The sequence below is a fragment of the Flavobacterium sp. genome (assembly GCF_027531705.1).
In the GTDB taxonomy this organism is placed as follows: Bacteria; Bacteroidota; Bacteroidia; order Flavobacteriales; family Flavobacteriaceae; genus Flavobacterium.
Window position 1 is genome coordinate 66,179 of the sequence record NZ_JAPZSP010000021.1, and the last position, 19,027, is coordinate 85,205.

The window sequence follows — 19,027 nt, forward strand, 5'->3', positions numbered from 1 at the left end:
ACAAAAAATGAAATTAGAAGGATAAAAGAGAATTTTAAGAAAAAAATAAAATACTTCATAAAATTAACAAATGCGATTCCTACGGAATGACAACTTTGTGTGAGTTACTTTTCTGAAACCTGCTATCTGCAATCTGCCACCTGCAACCCGAAACTCGCAACCCGAAACTTTCTAATGTGCTTCCAACCAATTTTCACCAACTCCAATCTCCACATCTAACGGAACATCCATTTTGAAGGCGTTTTCCATTTCGTGTTTTATCATTGGTTTTATTTTTTCTAGTTCTGAGTTGTGAACGTCAAATACAAGTTCGTCATGTACTTGCAATAACATTTTCGATTTCCAATTTTCAGAAGTTAATTTCCTATGAATATTAATCATCGCAATTTTGATAATATCAGCTGCCGAACCTTGAATTGGTGCATTTACTGCATTTCGTTCAGCGCCACTTTTTACCATCATGTTGGCCGAATTGATATCTTTTAAATAACGTCTTCTTCCTAAAACCGTCTGAACGTATCCGTTTTCTCTAGCAAAATCAACTTGATTTGACATGTAAGATTTCAGTTTTGGATACGTTGCATAATAGGCATCAATTAATTCTGCGGCTTCTTTTCTTGATAAATCGGTTTGATTAGAAAGTCCGAAAGCTGAAACACCATATATAATTCCGAAATTCACGGTTTTGGCATTGCTACGTTGTTCTTTAGTAACTTCTTCTAACGGAACGTTGAACACTTTTGCGGCTGTACTTCTGTGAATATCTTCATTATTTTGAAACGCTTTTATCATATTTTCTTCACCAGAAAGTGCTGCGATAATTCGGAGTTCTATTTGCGAATAATCGGCAGATAACAAGGTGTAATTTTCATCACGAGCGATAAATGCTTTTCTAATTAATCTTCCTCTTTCTGTACGAATTGGAATATTCTGCAAATTCGGATTATTAGAACTCAAACGCCCAGTTGCGGCAACGGTTTGCATATAATCGGTGTGAACGCGACCAGTTTTTTTATCAACTTGGTTGGGTAAAGCATCGATGTAAGTGCTTTGCAGTTTCACCATTTGACGCCAGTCCAAAATATCTTTTACAATTGGATTGTCATTGGCTAAATAACTTAAAATTTCTTCGCCAGTTGCGTATTGACCCGTTTTGGTCTTCTTTTGTTTTGCTCCGCCAATTTTCATTTTGTCAAATAAAACGTCGCCCAATTGTTTCGGTGAAGCTAAATTGAATTTCTCACCAGCGGTTTCATATATTTTTTGTTCCAATTCAGAACTTTCTTTTGCCATTTCAACCGACATTTCTTTCAAGAACGGAACGTCAAGATTGATGCCTTCCAATTCCATTGCTGCTAAAACAGGAATTAACGGAATTTCGATTTCGTCAAATAACTTTTTGGTTTCGGCTTTGTCAAGAATTGGACTGAAATTTTGTTTTAATTGATAAGTTACATCGGCATCTTCGGCAGCGTATTCTTTGATTTCTTCTAAAGAAACATCGCGCATTGATTTTTGATTTTTACCTTTTTTACCAATTAAATCTTCAATTGATTTTGGAGAATATTTTAAGTATGTTTCACTTAAAACATCCATATTGTGACGCATATCTGGATTTATCAAATAATGCGCAATCATCGTATCGAATAATTTTCCTTTGATTTGAACTCCATAATTAGAAAGAATTTTCAAATCATATTTAATGTTTTGACCAATTTTCTCGATGTTTTCATTTTCAAAAAACGGTTTGAATTTATCAACCAAAATTTGTGCTTCTTCTTGATTTTCAGGAAACGGAACATAAAATGCTTCGCCTTTTTGCCAAGAAAATGACATTCCAACCAATTCAGCATTCAAGGCATCGATTCCAGTTGTTTCGGTATCAAAACATACAGAAGTTTGATTGAGTAAATTTTGTAAAAACAATTTTGTACCCAATTCACCTTGAATAATCGTATAATTATGGTTGGTGTTTTCTAAAGTTGCGTAGAACGAATTTGTTTTGACTTCACCACTTTCTTCATCAGAAAATCCGAACAAATCAAATTGATCTTCGTTTGATTTTTTTGTAATTTGCTTCTTTAAAGTAGTTTGACTTGCGCTAGCTTCAGTTACATTTCCATTAGTGTCAATTTCGTCGTATTCTTTTCCAGTTCCAAAATATTTATCAAACTGTGCTTTCATTTGACGGAATTCCAATTCGTTAAATAATTCGTCAGTTTTTTCAACATCAGGTTTTGAAAGTTCAAAATCTTCGGCATTAAATTCAACCGGACAATCGAGTAGGATTGTGGCTAATTTTTTAGACAATAATCCCAACTCAGCATTAGCTTCAATTTTATCTTTAATCGCACCTTTTAATTGATGTGTATTTGCTAAAAGATTTTCCATCGAACCATATTCCTTCAAGAATTTTTTCGCTGTTTTTTCACCAACGCCAGGCAATCCCGGAATATTATCGGCTGCATCGCCCATCATTCCTAAGAAATCGATTACTTGTTCTGGTCTCTCGATTTCAAATTTTTCTAAAACTTCTGGAATTCCCCAAATTTCAATGTCGTTACCCATTCGCGCAGGTTTGTACATAAAAATATTTTCGGAAACCAATTGCGCAAAATCCTTATCTGGCGTAACCATAAAAACTTTGAAATCTTCTTTTTCGGCTTGTTTTGCTAAAGTTCCAATTAAATCATCGGCTTCAAAACCAGAAACTTCAATAATCGGAATATGCATCGCTTTCAATAGTTCTTGAATATAAGGAACAGCAATTTTGATAGCTTCTGGTGTTTCGTCACGATGCGCTTTATATTCTTGGTACATTTCGTAACGATAATCGCTTCCACCTTTATCAAAAGCAACTGCTAAATGATCGGGTTTTTCACGTTTGATAACGTCCATCAAGGCATTCATAAATCCCATAATGGCCGAAGTATCCATTCCTTTAGAATTGATTCTTGGGTTTTTTATAAAGGCAAAATAACCGCGAAATATTAGTGCGTATGCGTCTAGAAGGTAAAGGCGTTTTTGTGACATAAAAATAAAATTTGACTGTAAAAATAATCAATCAAATTTACATTTCATGAAGTAAATCTTTGCATTCATATATTTTAAATCTAAAAATCTTTTATGATGAACTAATTTTGAGTAAAAAGTTAGAAATTTTAAGGGTTTAAATATGAAGAAAATCTTGTCTAAAAATGTATTGTTTATAGTTTTGTTATTAATAATAATAGGTCTAAATATCTACAATTTAGTTTTTTTGCAAAACTAGACTAGTGGAATATTTACAGTTACTTTTGTCCCAATGATTACTCCATTTTCGGTTAAATCGGTATAAATAATTAAGTCGTTTAGATGCAACTTTTCGTTTAAAAGATGTAATCTGTCTTCGATAGATTGTGTAGAAAAGGAGTTATGTTTTACTTGATTAGTAGCTTTAATTTCTGCCGATTTTTTTCTACCAATTCCATTGTCTTGAATAGTACAAATAAGATATTCTTCGTTTGAACTCAAATCGAAATCAATTGTCAAGGTTTTCAAGCCACTTTTGTGCATTAATCCGTGTTTGATACTGTTTTCTACAAAAGGTTGAATAAGCATTGGCGGTAGTTTATGGTAATCTTCATCAATAGAATTTGAAGTTGAAATTTTATATTCAAAATCTTTTGCGAAACGCATTTTTTCGAGATTGAGATACTTTGTTAGAATATCAATTTCTGTAGCAATTGTAATCTGTTTTTTGCCCGAAACTTCTAAAATTTGACGTGTTAAATAGGTAAAGTTGCTTAACTGTTCATTGCCTTTTAATTTGTCGCCATACATAAATTGTTCTTGAATACTATTGAGTGCATTAAAAATAAAATGCGGATTCATTTGACTTTTCAATGCTTTTAATTCGCTATCGGTTGCTTTCTTTTCAGCTTCAAGGAGTTTTTCGGCTTCGGCAAGTTTGGTTTCTAATAGTTCGTTTTTCTTTTGCGTTTTATAACGAGAAAATAAGAAATAGGCAATTATGGCTAATGCTAAAAAGGAGATAATAAAACTATTGATAAGAATGGTTTTTTTGTTGGATTGAAGTTCAGCAATTTTCTTTTTTTGGTCTAGTTCTTTGATTTTTGCTTCCTTTTTTTCGGTTTGGTATTTGAAATCGGCTTTAATTGCACTGTTTTTATTTTCCTCATTGTTTATTGAATCTTTTGTTTTTATGTATAGTTGATACATTTCATAAGCGTCTTGATATTTTTTTTGTTTTTCATAAATAAATTTAAGTTTATCATACGCCTCCATTTCTCCATACAAATAATTATTTTCTTTAGATAAATTCAAGCTTTTTTGACCATAAAATTCAGCTAACTTAAAATTATCTTTTTTATAATATACCGATGCTAAGTTTAATAACGAAGAAGTTGCGCCAATTTTATCATTAACTTTCAACTCATAATCAAGACATATTTTGTAGTTTTTTATTGCTTGGTGATAATTTTTCTCTTTTACATATAATTTTCCTATATTAGCTAAAGTGCTTACAATTAACAAACTGTCTTTTATTTTCTCTCTGATTTTTAAACTTTTATTATAATAAAATTTGGCAGAGTCAATGATTTCTATTTTATCATACAGATAACCAATGTTATTTAGTGCGGTACTCGTGATTTCTTCCTTTTTATTTTGAGTACCAATTTTAACTACTTTTCGGTAATAGTATAAAGCTTTTGTGTTTTCGTTCTGATCGTCAAATATGGTTCCAATCGAGTTGTAAATACTAATTTTTTGAAGAACATCATTAGTTTGTTCTGCAATTTTTAGAGCTTCAAAATAATAATTTAGAGCAACTTTACTATTTCCTTTCATCAAAGCAAAATATCCTTTATTTGCAATAGCTGTAATTTTATATTGTAAAGCAATTGCTTTGATTTTATTATTGAAATTATTTTTTTGTAATTTAGTAGATAAGTTAAATAACTCATTATTATATTTTTCAGAAATAGTATTATCTTGTTCTTCTTCAACAATCAAATTTAGTATACGACACCTTGTAGTATCAATTTTTGTATGCTTTTTCAATTCTACAAGCAAACTATCTTTGGTGCTTTGAGAATTTATATTTGAGCAAAATCCAATTAATAACAAAATCCAAGAAATTTGTTTGAGCGTCATAATCTATATAATATTATTTAGTTGCATAAATTCTTCAAATTCTTCTTTCTTTTCTCTTGAAATAGGAAGTAATATTTTGTCATCATAAGTGACAGATAATCCGTCTTTTTTGCTGTATTTTTTTATCAAAGTAATGTTTACAAAATACGAACGATGAATTCTGAAAAAACGAGTGTCTGACGAAAGTAAATCTTCAAAATGTTTGATTTTTTTTACCGCTAAATCTTTTCCGTTTTTGTGGTGAATAGTTGTGTACGAACCATCGGCCTCGAAATAATATATATCATTTAAATCCATAAATACAATTCCATCTCCTATATGAATACCAATTTTCTTGATTTTATTCTCTTGAAGGTTTTCTTTTAGAATAGCAATATTGGTTTGAGGAAGATTTAGAGAATGTTTCAAAACTACTTTTTCTACAGCTTCTTTTAGTTTGGAAATTCCAATAGGTTTAAGAATATAATCAACTGCCGAAACTTCAAAAGCTTTGATGGCATATTGTGAATAAGCGGTGCAAAAGATAGTTTCAAAAGTCGGTTTGTTGAAATAATCAAATAAGGCAAAACCATTTTCATTGGGCATTTCAACATCCAAAAAAACCAAATCTACAGGATTGTTGTTAATGATTTTGACAGCAGATTTTACATCTTCAGCTTCACCAACAAGTTCAATTTCTGGGCAGTGATCTTCTATAAAGTTTTGCATTAATAACCTAGCGTTTAGCTCGTCATCAACGATTATAGCTTTAATTTTTTTCATTGGTTAGTTTTGGTTTGACAATTTAAGAAAAAATTTTAATCGAAAAACCGCCAACAGAAAATATTCTGCTGAACGGCATTTTCTTTTGAAAAAAAAACTACTACTTTACTCTAAAACTAATTTTTGTGTTGCTACTGAATTATTTGAATCTTCAATTTTAACCATATACATTCCTTTTGATAAGTTTGAAACATCTATATTTTTTGAATTTGAAGTTAACACTTTTTGACCTTGAATAGAATATATTTCAACTGATTTTATATCGTTTTCTGTTTCGATAGTGAAATTATTGGTTGCTGGATTTGGATAAATTTTAAAATTGTTAGTTATTTTGTTTTCATTTACACTTAGCGGACTAATACCTACAACCACAACCTGAAGTGGCGGATTACATTGAACACCTGTAAAACAATCAAAACGCAAAGTAAAAATGTTATTACCTGCAACAAGTGGTGGTGAAGTCTCTTGAAATGCTACACCAACAGATTGCTGTCCAAAAAAAGCGGTGCTTGACCCGCAGTTGCCACCAGCAGTAATATCAACCCATCTGTAATAATGGTTTATGTTAAATGGTGGAAATACTGTATAAAGTGGTGTTAAAGTTACCGTACTACCAACAGGTGCTGAACTCGCAGATGCAGATAAAGAATTTGGCCAAATTGGTGAGCACTGTGCATTAGTTAAACTAGTTGCAAAAGTGATAAAAAGCAAGGTGTAAATAATTTTCTTCATGATTTTTTACTTATTTAATTATTAATTTTTGAGTTGCAATTGCATTATTCTCATCTTCTATACGTACCAAATACATTCCTTTTAATAAGTTGGAAACATTCACATTTTTATCTTTAGAAGTCATTACTTTTTGACCTTGAATAGAATATATTTCAACTGATTTTACTTCGTTTTCCATTTCGATAGTAAAATTATCTGAAGTTGGATTTGGATAGATAGAAGCTTTTAGGTTTTGAGAATTGAAGTTTTGTGATGATAATGTGTTATTTGTAAATAAACTTGTAACATCTGCATCAGAAATAGCATAATTATATATTTTCAAGTCATCTATTGTACCGTTAAAATAATTTTGACCACCGTTTTCTGTCAAACCTAAACGGAATAAATTCCCATTATTTATAGTGTTAAATGCAATAGTATTTGAACCTAATAGTACTCCGTTTTTATAAATTTTAGATTCAGTACCATTATATGTAAATACATAATGAGTCCAAGTGTTTACAGTGGTTGTATTAGCTACATAATGACTACTACCGTTTTCAAAGTGATATAAATTAGAATTATTGAAGTAAGCTCCATAATAATTTGTAGAATTCCCATAATTGTAAATAAAATTGAAACCAAAAGAATTAAGTACTGCCATTTTTATCCATACAGAAACTGTTCTTGCACTATTTCCATAAGGTAATCCTAAAATAGTTGATGTAGTTCCTGTATTGTTGATGTATAATGCACTATTAGGAGTATTGCTTCTGTCGCTAGTAAAAGAAGTTCCAGTATTTGAAATAAAAGGTGCGTTTCCTAAAACATTATTATAGGTGTTGTTAAAGTTATATTCCGTAACTAAACTATTTGGAAGTATATTTGTTGTTGTAAACGAACCTATTGGAGATACTGTTGTTCCAATTGAATTAGTCGCTTCAATTTGATAATAATAGGTCGTGTTTGGTGTTAATCCGTTTAAAATACCCGATGTTGGAGTGCTAGTAGAACCCGATGCAGAACCACCAGTTACTTGATTTGTAAGCGATGTGTCTGTAAGACCGTATTTTATAATAGAAGTAGCTGAAGTACTGTTTGCAGTAAGTGAATAATTAATAGTTGCACTTGTGTTATCAGTAGCTGTTGTTATGTTTTGAATAGTCGGAGGAATACTAGCAGGTAAAGTTGTAAAAGATTGTGTTGGTGAATACACAACAGTTGGATTACAATTAGTACCTAAATTACCATAGTACCTCCAATAGTATGTAGTGCCAGGAGCCAAACCTGATATGTTAATAGTTCTTGGATAAGATACGAATGACGATCCGCCAGTAGCATTGGTGCTGGGACTAAAAGACGGATTTGTTGAAAATTGTGCATGAAAATTTCCGCCATTGTTACAGTTAATTGTCACATAGGCATTCAAACTTGCAGAGTTGCTAGTTATGTTCGAAGTTGCTAGACTCGAAAAAGCAATTTGTGCAAATATAAAGTTTGCATTTACTATTAAAAATAGTGAGAGTAATAATTTTTTCATAAAGAGTAGTTTTTAAAGTAATGTTTTGTTTTAAAATTTTTGTAAAATTCTATAAATGAGCTTGAATAGAATTCCGATTTTCACGAAACGAAGGTTTTCTTTCATGAAATTGCAATCGTTTTTCACAAAGCTTTTTTTATAAAAATAAAAAACCGCCACTTCAAGAGTAAAGTGACGGTAATTCCCCCAAAAAACTAAAAAACTATGTAAACTAACTATTCTAAAATTAATTTTTTTGTTGCAATTGCATTATTTTCATCTTCAATGCGAACCATATAAATTCCTTTAGACAAACTAGAAATATTTATATTCTTACTATTATAAGTCATTACTTTTTGACCTTGTAAAGAATATATTTCAACTGATTTTACTTCATTTTCCATTTCAATTGAGAAATTATCTGAAGTTGGATTTGGGTAGATTGTTGCTTTTAGGTTTTTAGATTGAAAATTTTGAGAACTTAATGTGTTTTGAGAATTATATAATGATAAAGCTTCAATCGAATTGAAAAATGTATTGTAAACTTCAAAATCATCTATTTTAAAGTTACCAACCCAATTGCTACCATTATTATAATCAGGTGAGCTACCGAATATAATTATGTTACCCAAAGTATCCCAGTTCGGCTTCGTTCCTGAGCCTATCAAAGAACCATTTTTATACATTGCAACATTAAGCCCGTCATATGTAAGTATGTAATGCTCCCAAACGCCGCTAGTTCCTGTGTCGGTAGTTGTTAGGCTGTTTCCAGGTCCAAAAGCATCATTACTTAAAATACTTGTAATTGATGCGTTAAAACCGTAAGCTCTGTTATTAGCGGGATTTCCCCAAGTCCAAAAATTACCGTTTAAATTTGTTCTGTTTAGCCAAAAAGAAACTGTTCTTTGGTTTTTACCTTGAGGTAAAGTAAACGCATTTTGCATGTAACACTTGTTTAGCATACCTAGAGCGTTATTAGCATTACCATTTCGGTCGTTTACATAAACAACACCTGTTGGAGATGTACCCGTTAAAGGATCTATTAATGACACTGTGTTTCCTACATTACTTAAAGAATTATTGAATTCAAATTTTAATACAGGTGTTGCAACTGAAGGACTTGCTAATGCAATACTGTTTTTAACAGTAACTATTTCAGCAGCAGATAATGCTCTTTGATATATATGTAATTCATCCAAAGTTCCTGTTATACATCTTGCCGGATCTACAGTTCCATTAGAGTAAGCATCAGATCCAAAAACAAAATTTCCGTGATTAGAATTCATCGGACTATTATCTTGATTCATTCCTGTAGAAGGTGTCCAAGCGAGAACACCATCTAAATAATACTTCACTATCGTACCTTCTTTAGTAATTGCATGATGATGCCAAGCTCCACTTTGACCTCCTGTGTGTGTATTTAAAGTTTGACAAAAACTATTTGTTGTTGTTGAATATTCAAGTCTATATCTATCATAATATATAGTTCCTCCATTACAATTAGAAGTGCCAACATATCCATATTTTAATCCATTTCTTAAATTTAATGACATTGAATACAATAATGGGTTAACTCCGCCTCTAAATTCCCACCATGCAATGGTACAGTTAGTGTTTAAGTTCGCAGAAGTAACCATTGAAGAGTTTATTAGTGCAGATGCTCCTGCAAATGAAATCCCTTGTCCAACTTTTCCTCCAGTAAAACTAACATTTGTTGCAGTGCCATTAGTAAAACTGTGCGTTGGTTCATTACTAACTAAAGTGTTTTCAAAATTATAATAAGCTACCAATCCATTTGTTGGTGCTTGGGCAAAAGATAGATCTACTAAAAACAAAGTAAATAAAAGTAATAATTTTTTCATAAATAAATAGTTTAAATTAAGTGACAAAAGTCTAAATATGTGCGGATTTAAATTTTAACATTTCATGAAACCTTGTTTTTTTTTCATGAAATGCTTTTTTTCATTAGTTATGTAAATTTTAGAAATAAAAAAACCGTCACTTCAAGAGTAAAGTGACGGTTAAAAACTAAACTATTAATCAGAAACTTAAATGAATTAATAAGAAAATAAAAGAATATAAAAACCCAATTGTTATTTGTAATCGATATTCTGAAAACAGTTTCATCATTATTTAATTATTAATTTTTGAGTAGCAATTGCATTATTTTCATCTTCAATGCGAACCATATAAATTCCTTTAGACAAACTAGAAACATTTATATTTTTGGATTCAGAAGTCATTACTTTTTGACCTTGTAAAGAATATATTTCAACTGATTTTACTTCATTTTCCATTTCAATTGAGAAATTATCTGAAGTTGGATTTGGGTAGATTGTTGCTTTTAGGTTGTTTTTTGCAAAATATTGATTAGAAAGCACGCTTATTCCTGCAGTATTATTCATCAAAAAACCAATATCAGTAACCGAAAGTGCACGATTGTATATATAAAATTCGTCTAAAAATCCAGTGTAAGCTTTTGAAGCGTGAATAGTCCCATCGGCATTAGTGCCGTTTCCTATTGAAATTACACTGTTAAATTTGTGTAAAGCTTCAGTATTTACATAACTCCCCATTGAAGTGCCAACTAAAGCACCATTTACATAGCATTTCATATTTTTGGGACCCGATGGATTGGCTAAATCAACTGGTCCAAAAACAAAGGCATAATGTGTCCAAGTATTCATATAGGTTGTTGCTGGTATTCCTGCATTTTCAAAGATACCATTAGACATAACTCGATATCCCGCCGACATATTAGAGCCGCTTACACGCATATAATGTGACCCAAACAATTCAAAAGAGCTGCTATATGGAATGCTATTTACTGTTCTTCTTTCCCAAAAAGCAATGGTATAATACTGGCTATTAAACGCAGAACTCATACTTGTATTTGTTAATATGCCTCCTCCAAGTCCAAAATTTCTACCTACACCAAATTTACCTGCACTAGCACTAAAAGTAGGGTTATAATTTGGATTTGAGTTATTTGTTAAATTATGCACATTATCATAGCTATTATCATTATTTTCAAAATTATAATACGCTAATAAACCACCTGCTAATCCGCCACCTGAAGAAGTTGTTGTAAATGTTCCAACAGTAGAAGTTGTTGATCCTCCTGAATTTGTTGCGATAATTTGGTAGTAATAGAAAGTGTTTGGTGTTAGATTAGGTAAAAAAGCAGTACCAGGAGTTGTTGTATTTCCTGAAGCTGAAAGTCCAGTAACTTGATTTGGAAAAACTCCCGTTTGACCATAATCTGCATTTGTTCCGTATTTCACAATAGATGTAGTAGCATTACTATTCGCATTTAACGAATAAGCGACGGTAGCCGAATTACTAGAAGGCAAATGGGAAATAGATAAAATTGTTGGAGGTATTCCGCCTGCACCTGTAGTGTTATTTTTTACCTGATTGATTTCGGCACTGTTTAATCCTCTGTTATATACATAAACCTCGTCAATATAGCCAGTAAAAGCTTTATTTGCTAAAAAATTTCCTGTTGGAATATCAGCTCCGCCACCAATTGAAAAAATAGTATTGTATTTTATTAAATTAGCAAAAGAAACATATTGACTAAGTGTTACATCAAGAATTCCATTTACAAAAACACTTAAACCACCACTTGTGTCATATCTCACCGCTATATGTTGCCAAGTATTATTTGAAAGATCAACAGTCATATTTGGTCCAACCCACGTACCATTTGAAATTGATATATTTGCATGCGATGCACTTCCTGCTCCACCATTATTTCTATAAAAAGCTGAGCCAAATAACTCAAATCTTGTGGCATAAGGTTGAACTTGTGAAGCAGAATTATACTGCCAAAATGCTACAGTAAATTCGTTTGTAATTTGAGGAGCAATAGAAACCGTTTTCAAAGCAGAATTGTTGAAACTTGCCGCTTGACCAGTTCCATTTCCGCCAGAAACGTAGGTTACTGATGTAGCTGTCATATTGGTCATATTATTTAATAGGTCGTGGCTGAATGCATTGCCTTCAAAGCCATAATAAGCTACCAATCCATTCGTTGGTGCTTGTGCCATTCCTTTCGTTCCTATAATGGCAAATGCAATAAAAAGTATAATTTTTTTCATGTTAAATGTTTTTATATTAAGTCGCAAAAGTCTGAATAAGAAATATATTAAAAAGTTTACTTTCATGAAATGGCATTAATTCTTCATCAAATACACAATTATTTTCATAATGTCAACTCTAGTTAAAATTTTTATAATGAAATGATTTTGTCTTTGGTTTCTTCGTTAATTTGCTTAAATTTTCCAAATCATGGCTTTTCGTTTATTTATATTATTCTTAATCATTGCTGTAATAGAAATTTATGCTTTTCAGGCTGTTAAAACATTTACTAAGGTTAAATGGGTGCAGTTTGGCTACATAATTATTTCATTAGTGGCAATAGTTTTTATTGTTTATCAGTTTACAAAATTTGACAGAAGCGTTGGGCAAACACCCATGTTTATGATTACCATCGGATTGATGTTGTTGGTTCTTATTCCGAAATTGCTAATTACTTCTGTGCTTTTGCTTGAAGATATTTTACGGTTGATAGTTGGTTCAAAAAACTATTTTATTAATTACGATAAGGAAGCCTCTTTTCTACCAGAAAGAAGACGTTTTGTTAGTCAAGTAGCATTAGGAATAGCAGCTGTTCCATTTCTTTCTTTAATTTATGGAATGACAGTAGGCAAGTATAATTATAAAGTATTACGACATACTTTGTTTTTTGATGATTTACCCGATGCTTTTGATGGATTTAAAATCACACAAATTTCGGATATTCATAGTGGCAGTTTTGATAATCCTGAAAAAATAAGTTATGCAGTTGATTTAATTAATGAGCAAGAATCTGATTTGTTGTTATTTACAGGTGATATTGTAAATACACATGCAACCGAGATGCATCCATGGATTGACACTTTTAAAAAAATAAAAAATCATGAATTTGGAAAATATTCTATTCTTGGAAATCACGATTATGGAGAATATGTAGATTGGAAATCGGAGGAAGCGAAAAATAAAAATTTTGAAGATATCAAAGATTTGCATCAACAAATAGATTTCAAATTACTATTGAATGAAAATACAAAAATCAAAAAAGGAAACGACGAAATAGCACTTGTTGGTGTAGAAAATTGGGGAGTAAAATTTAAAAAAGTAGGCGATTTGAATAAAGCTTCTGAGGGATTGTCTAAAAAAGATTTCAAAATCTTGATGAGTCACGATCCAAGTCATTGGGATGCCGAAATTAATACTCACAAAAAAGATTTTCATTTAACGCTTTCTGGACATACACATGGGTTTCAGTTTGGAATCGAAATTCCTGGTATAATAAAATGGAGTCCAGTAGAATACGTTTATAAGCAATGGGCTGGATTGTATGAAAATATGGAACGATATTTGTACGTGAATAGAGGCTTTGGTTTTCATGCATATCCTGGTAGAGTAGGAATAATGCCAGAAATTACCGTTTTAGAGCTAAAAAAACGTAAAAAAGTAGTATAATTAGTTAAAAATAGTACATTTGTATTATTAAATTTCTTTTTATCACAAGAAAACAATTAATATTTTGGTTTTATGTCAAAATTTGGAGAACTTATAAACGCTCAAGTTCCAGTGTTAATTGACTTTTACACAGAGTGGAACGAATCATCAGTGTCAATGCATCCTGTAATTAGAGATGTAGCGGCTGCACTTGGTGATAAAGCAAAAGTTATTAAAATTGATGTCGATAAAAATCAAGAATTGGCAGATGCATTGCGTATCAAAGGACTTCCTACTTTAATGATCTACAAAGAAGGTCAAATGGTTTGGAGACAATCTGGCGAGTTAGATGCAAATACAATTATTGGTTTGGTTCAAGAACAAGCTTAATCAATTTTAGCAAAAACAAATCCTTTTTCATTTAAAATTTCAAGCACTTTTGGTAAAGTATATTCCAAATTAGTAAATGCTTTTATACTGTCGTGAAAAACGATGATACTTCCCGATTTTACATTTGTAAGTACATTTTCTAAACATTTTTCTTTCGAAATTGTTGCGTCAAAATCATAAGAAATGATGTCCCACATTATTATTTTGTAACCAAGTTTTCTTAATTCTTTAGATTGAGAAGGTTTAATTTTGCCGTAAGGCGCACGAAAAAGGTTTCGAGTTTCGAGTTTCAAGTTTCGAGTTTCTGTATCACAAAGTTTTACATTTTCAACATACTCATTTGTTTTTGTTTTCCAACCGTTAAGGTGATTGAATGTATGATTGCCTATTGAATGTTCTTCTTCAATAACTTTTTTAAAGATTTCGGGATATTTTCTAACATTATCTCCTATGCAAAAAAAGGTTGCTTTAGCATTGTATTTTTTGAGTTGTTGTAAAGTCCATTCGGTAATTTCAGGTGTTGGACCATCATCAAAAGTTAGATAGATTTTATTTTCACGATTGGGTATTTCCCAAATGTAGTTGGAGAATAGTTTTTTTATAAGCCAATGTGTTTTTATCCAAATCATGTTTCAAAAGTAACTAAAAAAGTGCCAATATTTTATTGACACTTTTTGTTTATTCTATTACTGGTTCATCATTAATATGATTTATTTTTTTTACAATTTTTCCGTTTTTGTCGTATTCGATAAACATTCCATTCCGTTTACCATCTTTATAAAATCCTTCAGCTTTGATTTTTCCATTTTCAAAATAAGTTGATCCTTTACCATCAGGTTGTCCAGAGATAAATTTTAAAATAGCCTTCTTGTTCCCATTTGGATACCATTGTAAAACTTCACCATTTTCAATACCTGCTTTAAAAAACGTTACTTCTGATTTTTGCCCATTCTCATACCATTTTTCAGACTTACCATCTCGCTTATCATTAATCCAATTTACTTTATCTTTTGGTTGTCCATTTTCATAATATGTTTGATACAATCCATCTTGAATTCCTTCTTTCCAGTTAGAAATTTCTTTAATTTGACCATTTTCAAACCAGATTTTCACTTCTCCATTCGTTTTTCCTTTAAGATGGTAATTTTGGTCTGAGATTTGTCCATTTCTATAATACCAATAGTTCCAACCGGTTCCGTTTACAAGTTTTTTTGTCCAGTCTATTTTACCATTATCAAAATATTTTGTCCATTCGTCGCCAATTTTATGGTTTTCGACTATTCCTTTTTCAAAAATTTCTCCATTTTGAGAGTATGAAATGTAAGGTCCGTTTTTTAAATAGTAATGAATTAATGTATCAGGTTTAACTATTAAGTATTGAATTAGTTTTTCCTTAAGGTCATAAAAATAAATTGTGTCAATTTCTTTGCCATTTTTTAACTTTCCTTTTTGATAAATTGATCCAGTTTTGTAAAAACTAGTGTATTTTCCATCTTTTAATGTAGTTTCATTACCTTTTACTGGTACCCAAGATGCTTTGCCACTAGTTTTATCAATCCAATACACCCAATTTTCATTTCTTTTGCTAGAGTCATTGAAATCGGCATTCTGACATCCACAAAATGAAATAAGTATAAATGTAATTATAAAAAAAATTCGTATCATTTAGTTGAGTTTTCTGTGACAAAGTATAGTTAAAGAAACTACTCCATATCTCTACCAAAACGTTCAAACATTTTGTTGTATGAGTTAAAAATGGTTTTGTGTTTGTTGTAAAATTCCATATCGCCTCTTTCTTTCATCACTTCTAATAATCCACGGTATCTTTCTATATCAGTAATAATATCAATAGCTAGATTTGATTGTTCTGAAGGTTTTAATGTTTTGTAATACGATAAATTTTCTTTATATTTAGTCATTAAATCTTCCAACAATTTTCGGGCTTTTGCTTTTTCGTTTACTACATAATAGCCGCCTGCAAATGGTTCAACTAGTGAATAATAACCATAATATTTCAATGGCATTTTGGTCATAGCAAGTTCAATTACTTTTTTGGCTTTATCCAGTTTTCCTTCGTTTACCAATTGTTCCATTAGTCTTGCCAAATTACTTCGGTAAGAAATACTGTTTTTACGAGTGTCTGGATCGTGGTAAATATTCGGACTTTCTCCATTGCCCCAATCCCATTTCATAACAATATCATACATTTTGTCAGAATCAATTTGTCCCATATCTAGCTGACTTGCTTCTTTATCTAATGGTGTTTTTATTGGAACCAATTTGTAAACCATACCATCTAACTGAAGGTAATCTTTCATCCATAGATAATCTTCATCGGTAAAACTTCCGCCAGTAAAATAGATTGGTCGTTTCCAATCATTATTCAAAAGAACATCTAACATCATAATTCTGTTTTTGTACAAAGCATTATCTTTTATTTCAAAATCAATGTAAGGCACAATAGAATCATAATCTTTTGGTGAAACCACTTTATTTTTGATAATAGTGTTTTTATCAACAGGAATTCTAAATTTGTTAGTAGGGTAGAAGTGAATACTTTGACCATTACTCATTTCAACCATTGTTCTTGGATCGTCGCTAGATAAGAAAGCTAGTAAATCTTTTAAATCCCATCGCGCATCTGTTTTTTTGTCATAAAAAGCATAATCTAATTTGTCTCCAACATATTGGTTGTGTGTAAATGAAATAGGTAAACCGTCGGCTTCATAAGTTTTAAATTTCATTTGGTCAATATACCAATCGGTCATAAATAAACTAGTATTTACAATTTTTATATCTGGACGAATACCTTCAATTTCTTGTGCGTACCAAAGTGGGAAAGTATCATTATCTCCAATTGTAAAAAGAATAGCATTTTTCTCACACGAATCTAAATATGTTTTAGCATTTGCAAGAGCTGTTCTTTTTTCAGAACGGTCATGATCATCCCAATTTTGAGAAGCCATTAAAACCGGTGCAGCTAATAATCCTAAAATGACCACTACAATTCCAGTTATTTTTGGCTGAATGTAGTTGCGTAAAGTATCGTAAATTGCATAAACTCCAAATCCAATCCAAATAGCAAAAACATAGAACGAACCTACTAGAGCATAATCTCTTTCTCTTGGCTCAAATGGTCTTTCGTTTAGATAAATTTTCAAGGCTAAACCAGTGAATAAAAATAATGCTAATAGCACATAAAAGCTTTTCAAATCTTTATTAGCATGGTACAAAAGCCCAAGAATTCCTAACAAGAATGGCAAGAAATAATAGAAATTTCTACCTTTATTATTCAATACATCAGAAGGCAAATTATCTTGAGAACCAAGTCTAATTTCGTCAATAAATTTGATACCACTCATCCAGTTACCATCTAAATTATCGTATTTACCTTGAATGTCGTTTTGTCTTCCAGCGAAATTCCACATTAGATAACGCCAGTACATATAACCAAATTGGTATTCAAACATAAAACCTAAATTGTCAGCTGTTGAAGGTTTTTCAACTATCAAATAATCGCGGTAACTTTTCAAAAACTGAACATAACCATCATTATCTATTTGATTATTAGCATAAGCTTTTCTGAATTCTGCAACAACATCTACTAATTCTTGCTCTTCTGAATATTCAGGATTAATTTTGAATTCTGGAACATGTGTAAAATTGATATAATTGTCAATGTGTTCGCCACTCCATAATCTCGGCAAAATAGATTTATGGTTGTCATCACTATTTTGTTCAGCATTTTTGAACTTGTTTGTGATGATATATTTACCAGTTGTTAAATCTCGTTCGTAGTTAGGCGCTTTGTCAAGATATGGCGTGTTTTCGTCTAAACCAGCAAATGCATCTGTATATTGAGGTCCATAAAACAATGGATTTACACCATATTGCTCTCTGTTGTAATATGCCAAAACTTCGGCAGCATCCGAAGGTTTGTTTTCGTTAATTGGCGGATTAGCATTGGCTCTAATTGGCAACATCATCCAAGTTGAAAATCCAATTAATATAAATAGAATACAAAGAATAATAGTATTTAAATGTACATGACCTTTTTGTTTAGTGTATTTCAATCCAAAATAAAAGAAAGCTATAAACAAAAGCACCACAAAAATAGTTCCTGAATCAAATGGTAATCCGAAAGTATTAACCATAAAAACTTCGGTTTTTCCAAAAAAGGCCATCGTTAGTGGCAAAAGCAATTTGAAAATAAAAAGTAATATCGAAACCACCACAACATTAGCAATAATAAAGTTTTTGATAGTTACTTTTTTGTAATGTTTAAAATAATATAAAAATCCAATTGAAGGAATTGTAAGCAAAGCCATAAAGTGGACTCCAAAAGAAAGTCCAATTACTAGTGAAATTAATAGTAACCAACGATTTCCTCTTTGTGTCATCATTTCCTGTTCCCAGCGTAAGCCAAGCCAAAAAAGCAATGCGATAAATAAAGTCGCCATGGCATAAACTTCGGCTTCTACAGCATTGTACCAAAAACTATCTGAAAAGGTAAATGCTAAAGCTCCAACAAAAGAACTTCCCAAAATAACAATAGAATTATTGGTATTGATTTCTGAAAACTGTGAAATTAATTTACGCAATAAGATAGTTGACGACCAAAATAGAAACAAAATGGTAAAGGCACTCGAAAAAACGGACATCATGTTTACCATCAAAGCAATATGTTCTTTATCAAAAGCAAACATAGCAAAAAATGCGCCTATCATTTGAAATAAAGGTGCTCCTGGTGGATGACCAACTTCTAGTTTGGCAGCGGTAGCAATATATTCGCCACAATCCCAAAAGCTCATGGTTGGTTCAACAGTCAACGAAAAAGTAATTAATGCTATTGAAAATAGAATCCAACCTGTGATTGTATTCCATTTATTAAAATTAAATGTTGTCATAAAATGTATGAAATTATTTCAGTTGCAAAGAAACTATTTTTTTATCGATTCCGCATAAACAGAACTTGATAAA

12 protein-coding genes are annotated in these 19,027 nt (G+C 31.2%); 2 read left to right on the plus strand and 10 right to left on the minus strand.

All coding sequences use genetic code 11. From position 1 onward, the window contains the following. Positions 1-171: 171 nt before the first annotated feature. The 7 genes from polA to O9267_RS09015 all read right to left on the minus strand — a co-directional run bounded on the left by polA (position 172) and on the right by O9267_RS09015 (position 12,252). Positions 172-3,033: a DNA polymerase I gene (gene polA, locus O9267_RS08985; protein WP_298178317.1), complete on the minus strand. Its 2,862-nt coding sequence runs from the start codon at positions 3,031-3,033 to the stop codon at positions 172-174. A 234-nt stretch (positions 3,034-3,267) separates the two neighbouring features. Continuing rightward, positions 3,268-5,157 (minus strand): histidine kinase, encoded by a 1,890-nt coding sequence (locus tag O9267_RS08990; protein WP_298178319.1) that lies wholly within the window; start codon positions 5,155-5,157, stop codon positions 3,268-3,270. A 3-nt stretch (positions 5,158-5,160) separates the two neighbouring features. Then, positions 5,161-5,919 carry a LytTR family DNA-binding domain-containing protein gene (locus O9267_RS08995; protein ID WP_298178321.1) on the minus strand — a complete coding sequence of 253 codons (759 nt, stop codon included), beginning with the start codon at positions 5,917-5,919 and terminating at the stop codon, positions 5,161-5,163. A 105-nt stretch (positions 5,920-6,024) separates the two neighbouring features. After that, positions 6,025-6,651 (minus strand): T9SS type A sorting domain-containing protein, encoded by a 627-nt coding sequence (locus tag O9267_RS09000; RefSeq protein WP_298178322.1) that lies wholly within the window; start codon positions 6,649-6,651, stop codon positions 6,025-6,027. Positions 6,652-6,661: 10 nt separating this feature from the next. Further along, a complete protein-coding gene (locus O9267_RS09005) occupies positions 6,662-8,170 on the minus strand; it encodes a LamG-like jellyroll fold domain-containing protein (RefSeq protein WP_298178324.1) in 1,509 nt (502 codons plus the stop codon). A gap of 215 nt (positions 8,171-8,385) precedes the next feature. Continuing rightward, the gene (locus O9267_RS09010; protein WP_298178327.1) at positions 8,386-10,011 is read right to left on the minus strand and encodes a LamG-like jellyroll fold domain-containing protein; all 1,626 of its coding nucleotides are present in this window, start codon (positions 10,009-10,011) and stop codon (positions 8,386-8,388) included. Positions 10,012-10,278: 267 nt separating this feature from the next. Beyond that, complete coding sequence (locus tag O9267_RS09015) at positions 10,279-12,252, minus strand: LamG-like jellyroll fold domain-containing protein (RefSeq protein WP_298178330.1); 1,974 nt, start codon at positions 12,250-12,252, stop codon at positions 10,279-10,281. A gap of 190 nt (positions 12,253-12,442) precedes the next feature. Here O9267_RS09015 and O9267_RS09020 point away from each other — a divergent pair, with 190 nt between their 5' ends. Further along, positions 12,443-13,678: a metallophosphoesterase gene (locus tag O9267_RS09020; protein ID WP_298178332.1), complete on the plus strand. Its 1,236-nt coding sequence runs from the start codon at positions 12,443-12,445 to the stop codon at positions 13,676-13,678. Positions 13,679-13,750: 72 nt separating this feature from the next. Further along, positions 13,751-14,047, plus strand: coding sequence for a thioredoxin family protein (locus tag O9267_RS09025; protein WP_298178334.1), 297 nt, complete (start codon positions 13,751-13,753; stop codon positions 14,045-14,047). Here the strand turns inward: O9267_RS09025 and O9267_RS09030 are convergent. The 3 genes from O9267_RS09030 to O9267_RS09040 are packed head-to-tail and all read right to left on the minus strand — an operon-like array spanning position 14,044 to position 18,954. Continuing rightward, positions 14,044-14,676: a polysaccharide deacetylase family protein gene (locus O9267_RS09030; protein ID WP_298178336.1), complete on the minus strand. Its 633-nt coding sequence runs from the start codon at positions 14,674-14,676 to the stop codon at positions 14,044-14,046. The genes O9267_RS09025 and O9267_RS09030 overlap by 4 nt on opposite strands. 49 nt (positions 14,677-14,725) lie before the next feature. Further along, entirely contained in the window at positions 14,726-15,712 is a 987-nt protein-coding gene (locus O9267_RS09035) for a toxin-antitoxin system YwqK family antitoxin (RefSeq protein WP_298178339.1), read from the minus strand. A gap of 38 nt (positions 15,713-15,750) precedes the next feature. Further along, entirely contained in the window at positions 15,751-18,954 is a 3,204-nt protein-coding gene (locus tag O9267_RS09040; RefSeq protein WP_298178341.1) for a DUF2723 domain-containing protein, read from the minus strand. Positions 18,955-19,027 lie beyond the last annotated feature (73 nt).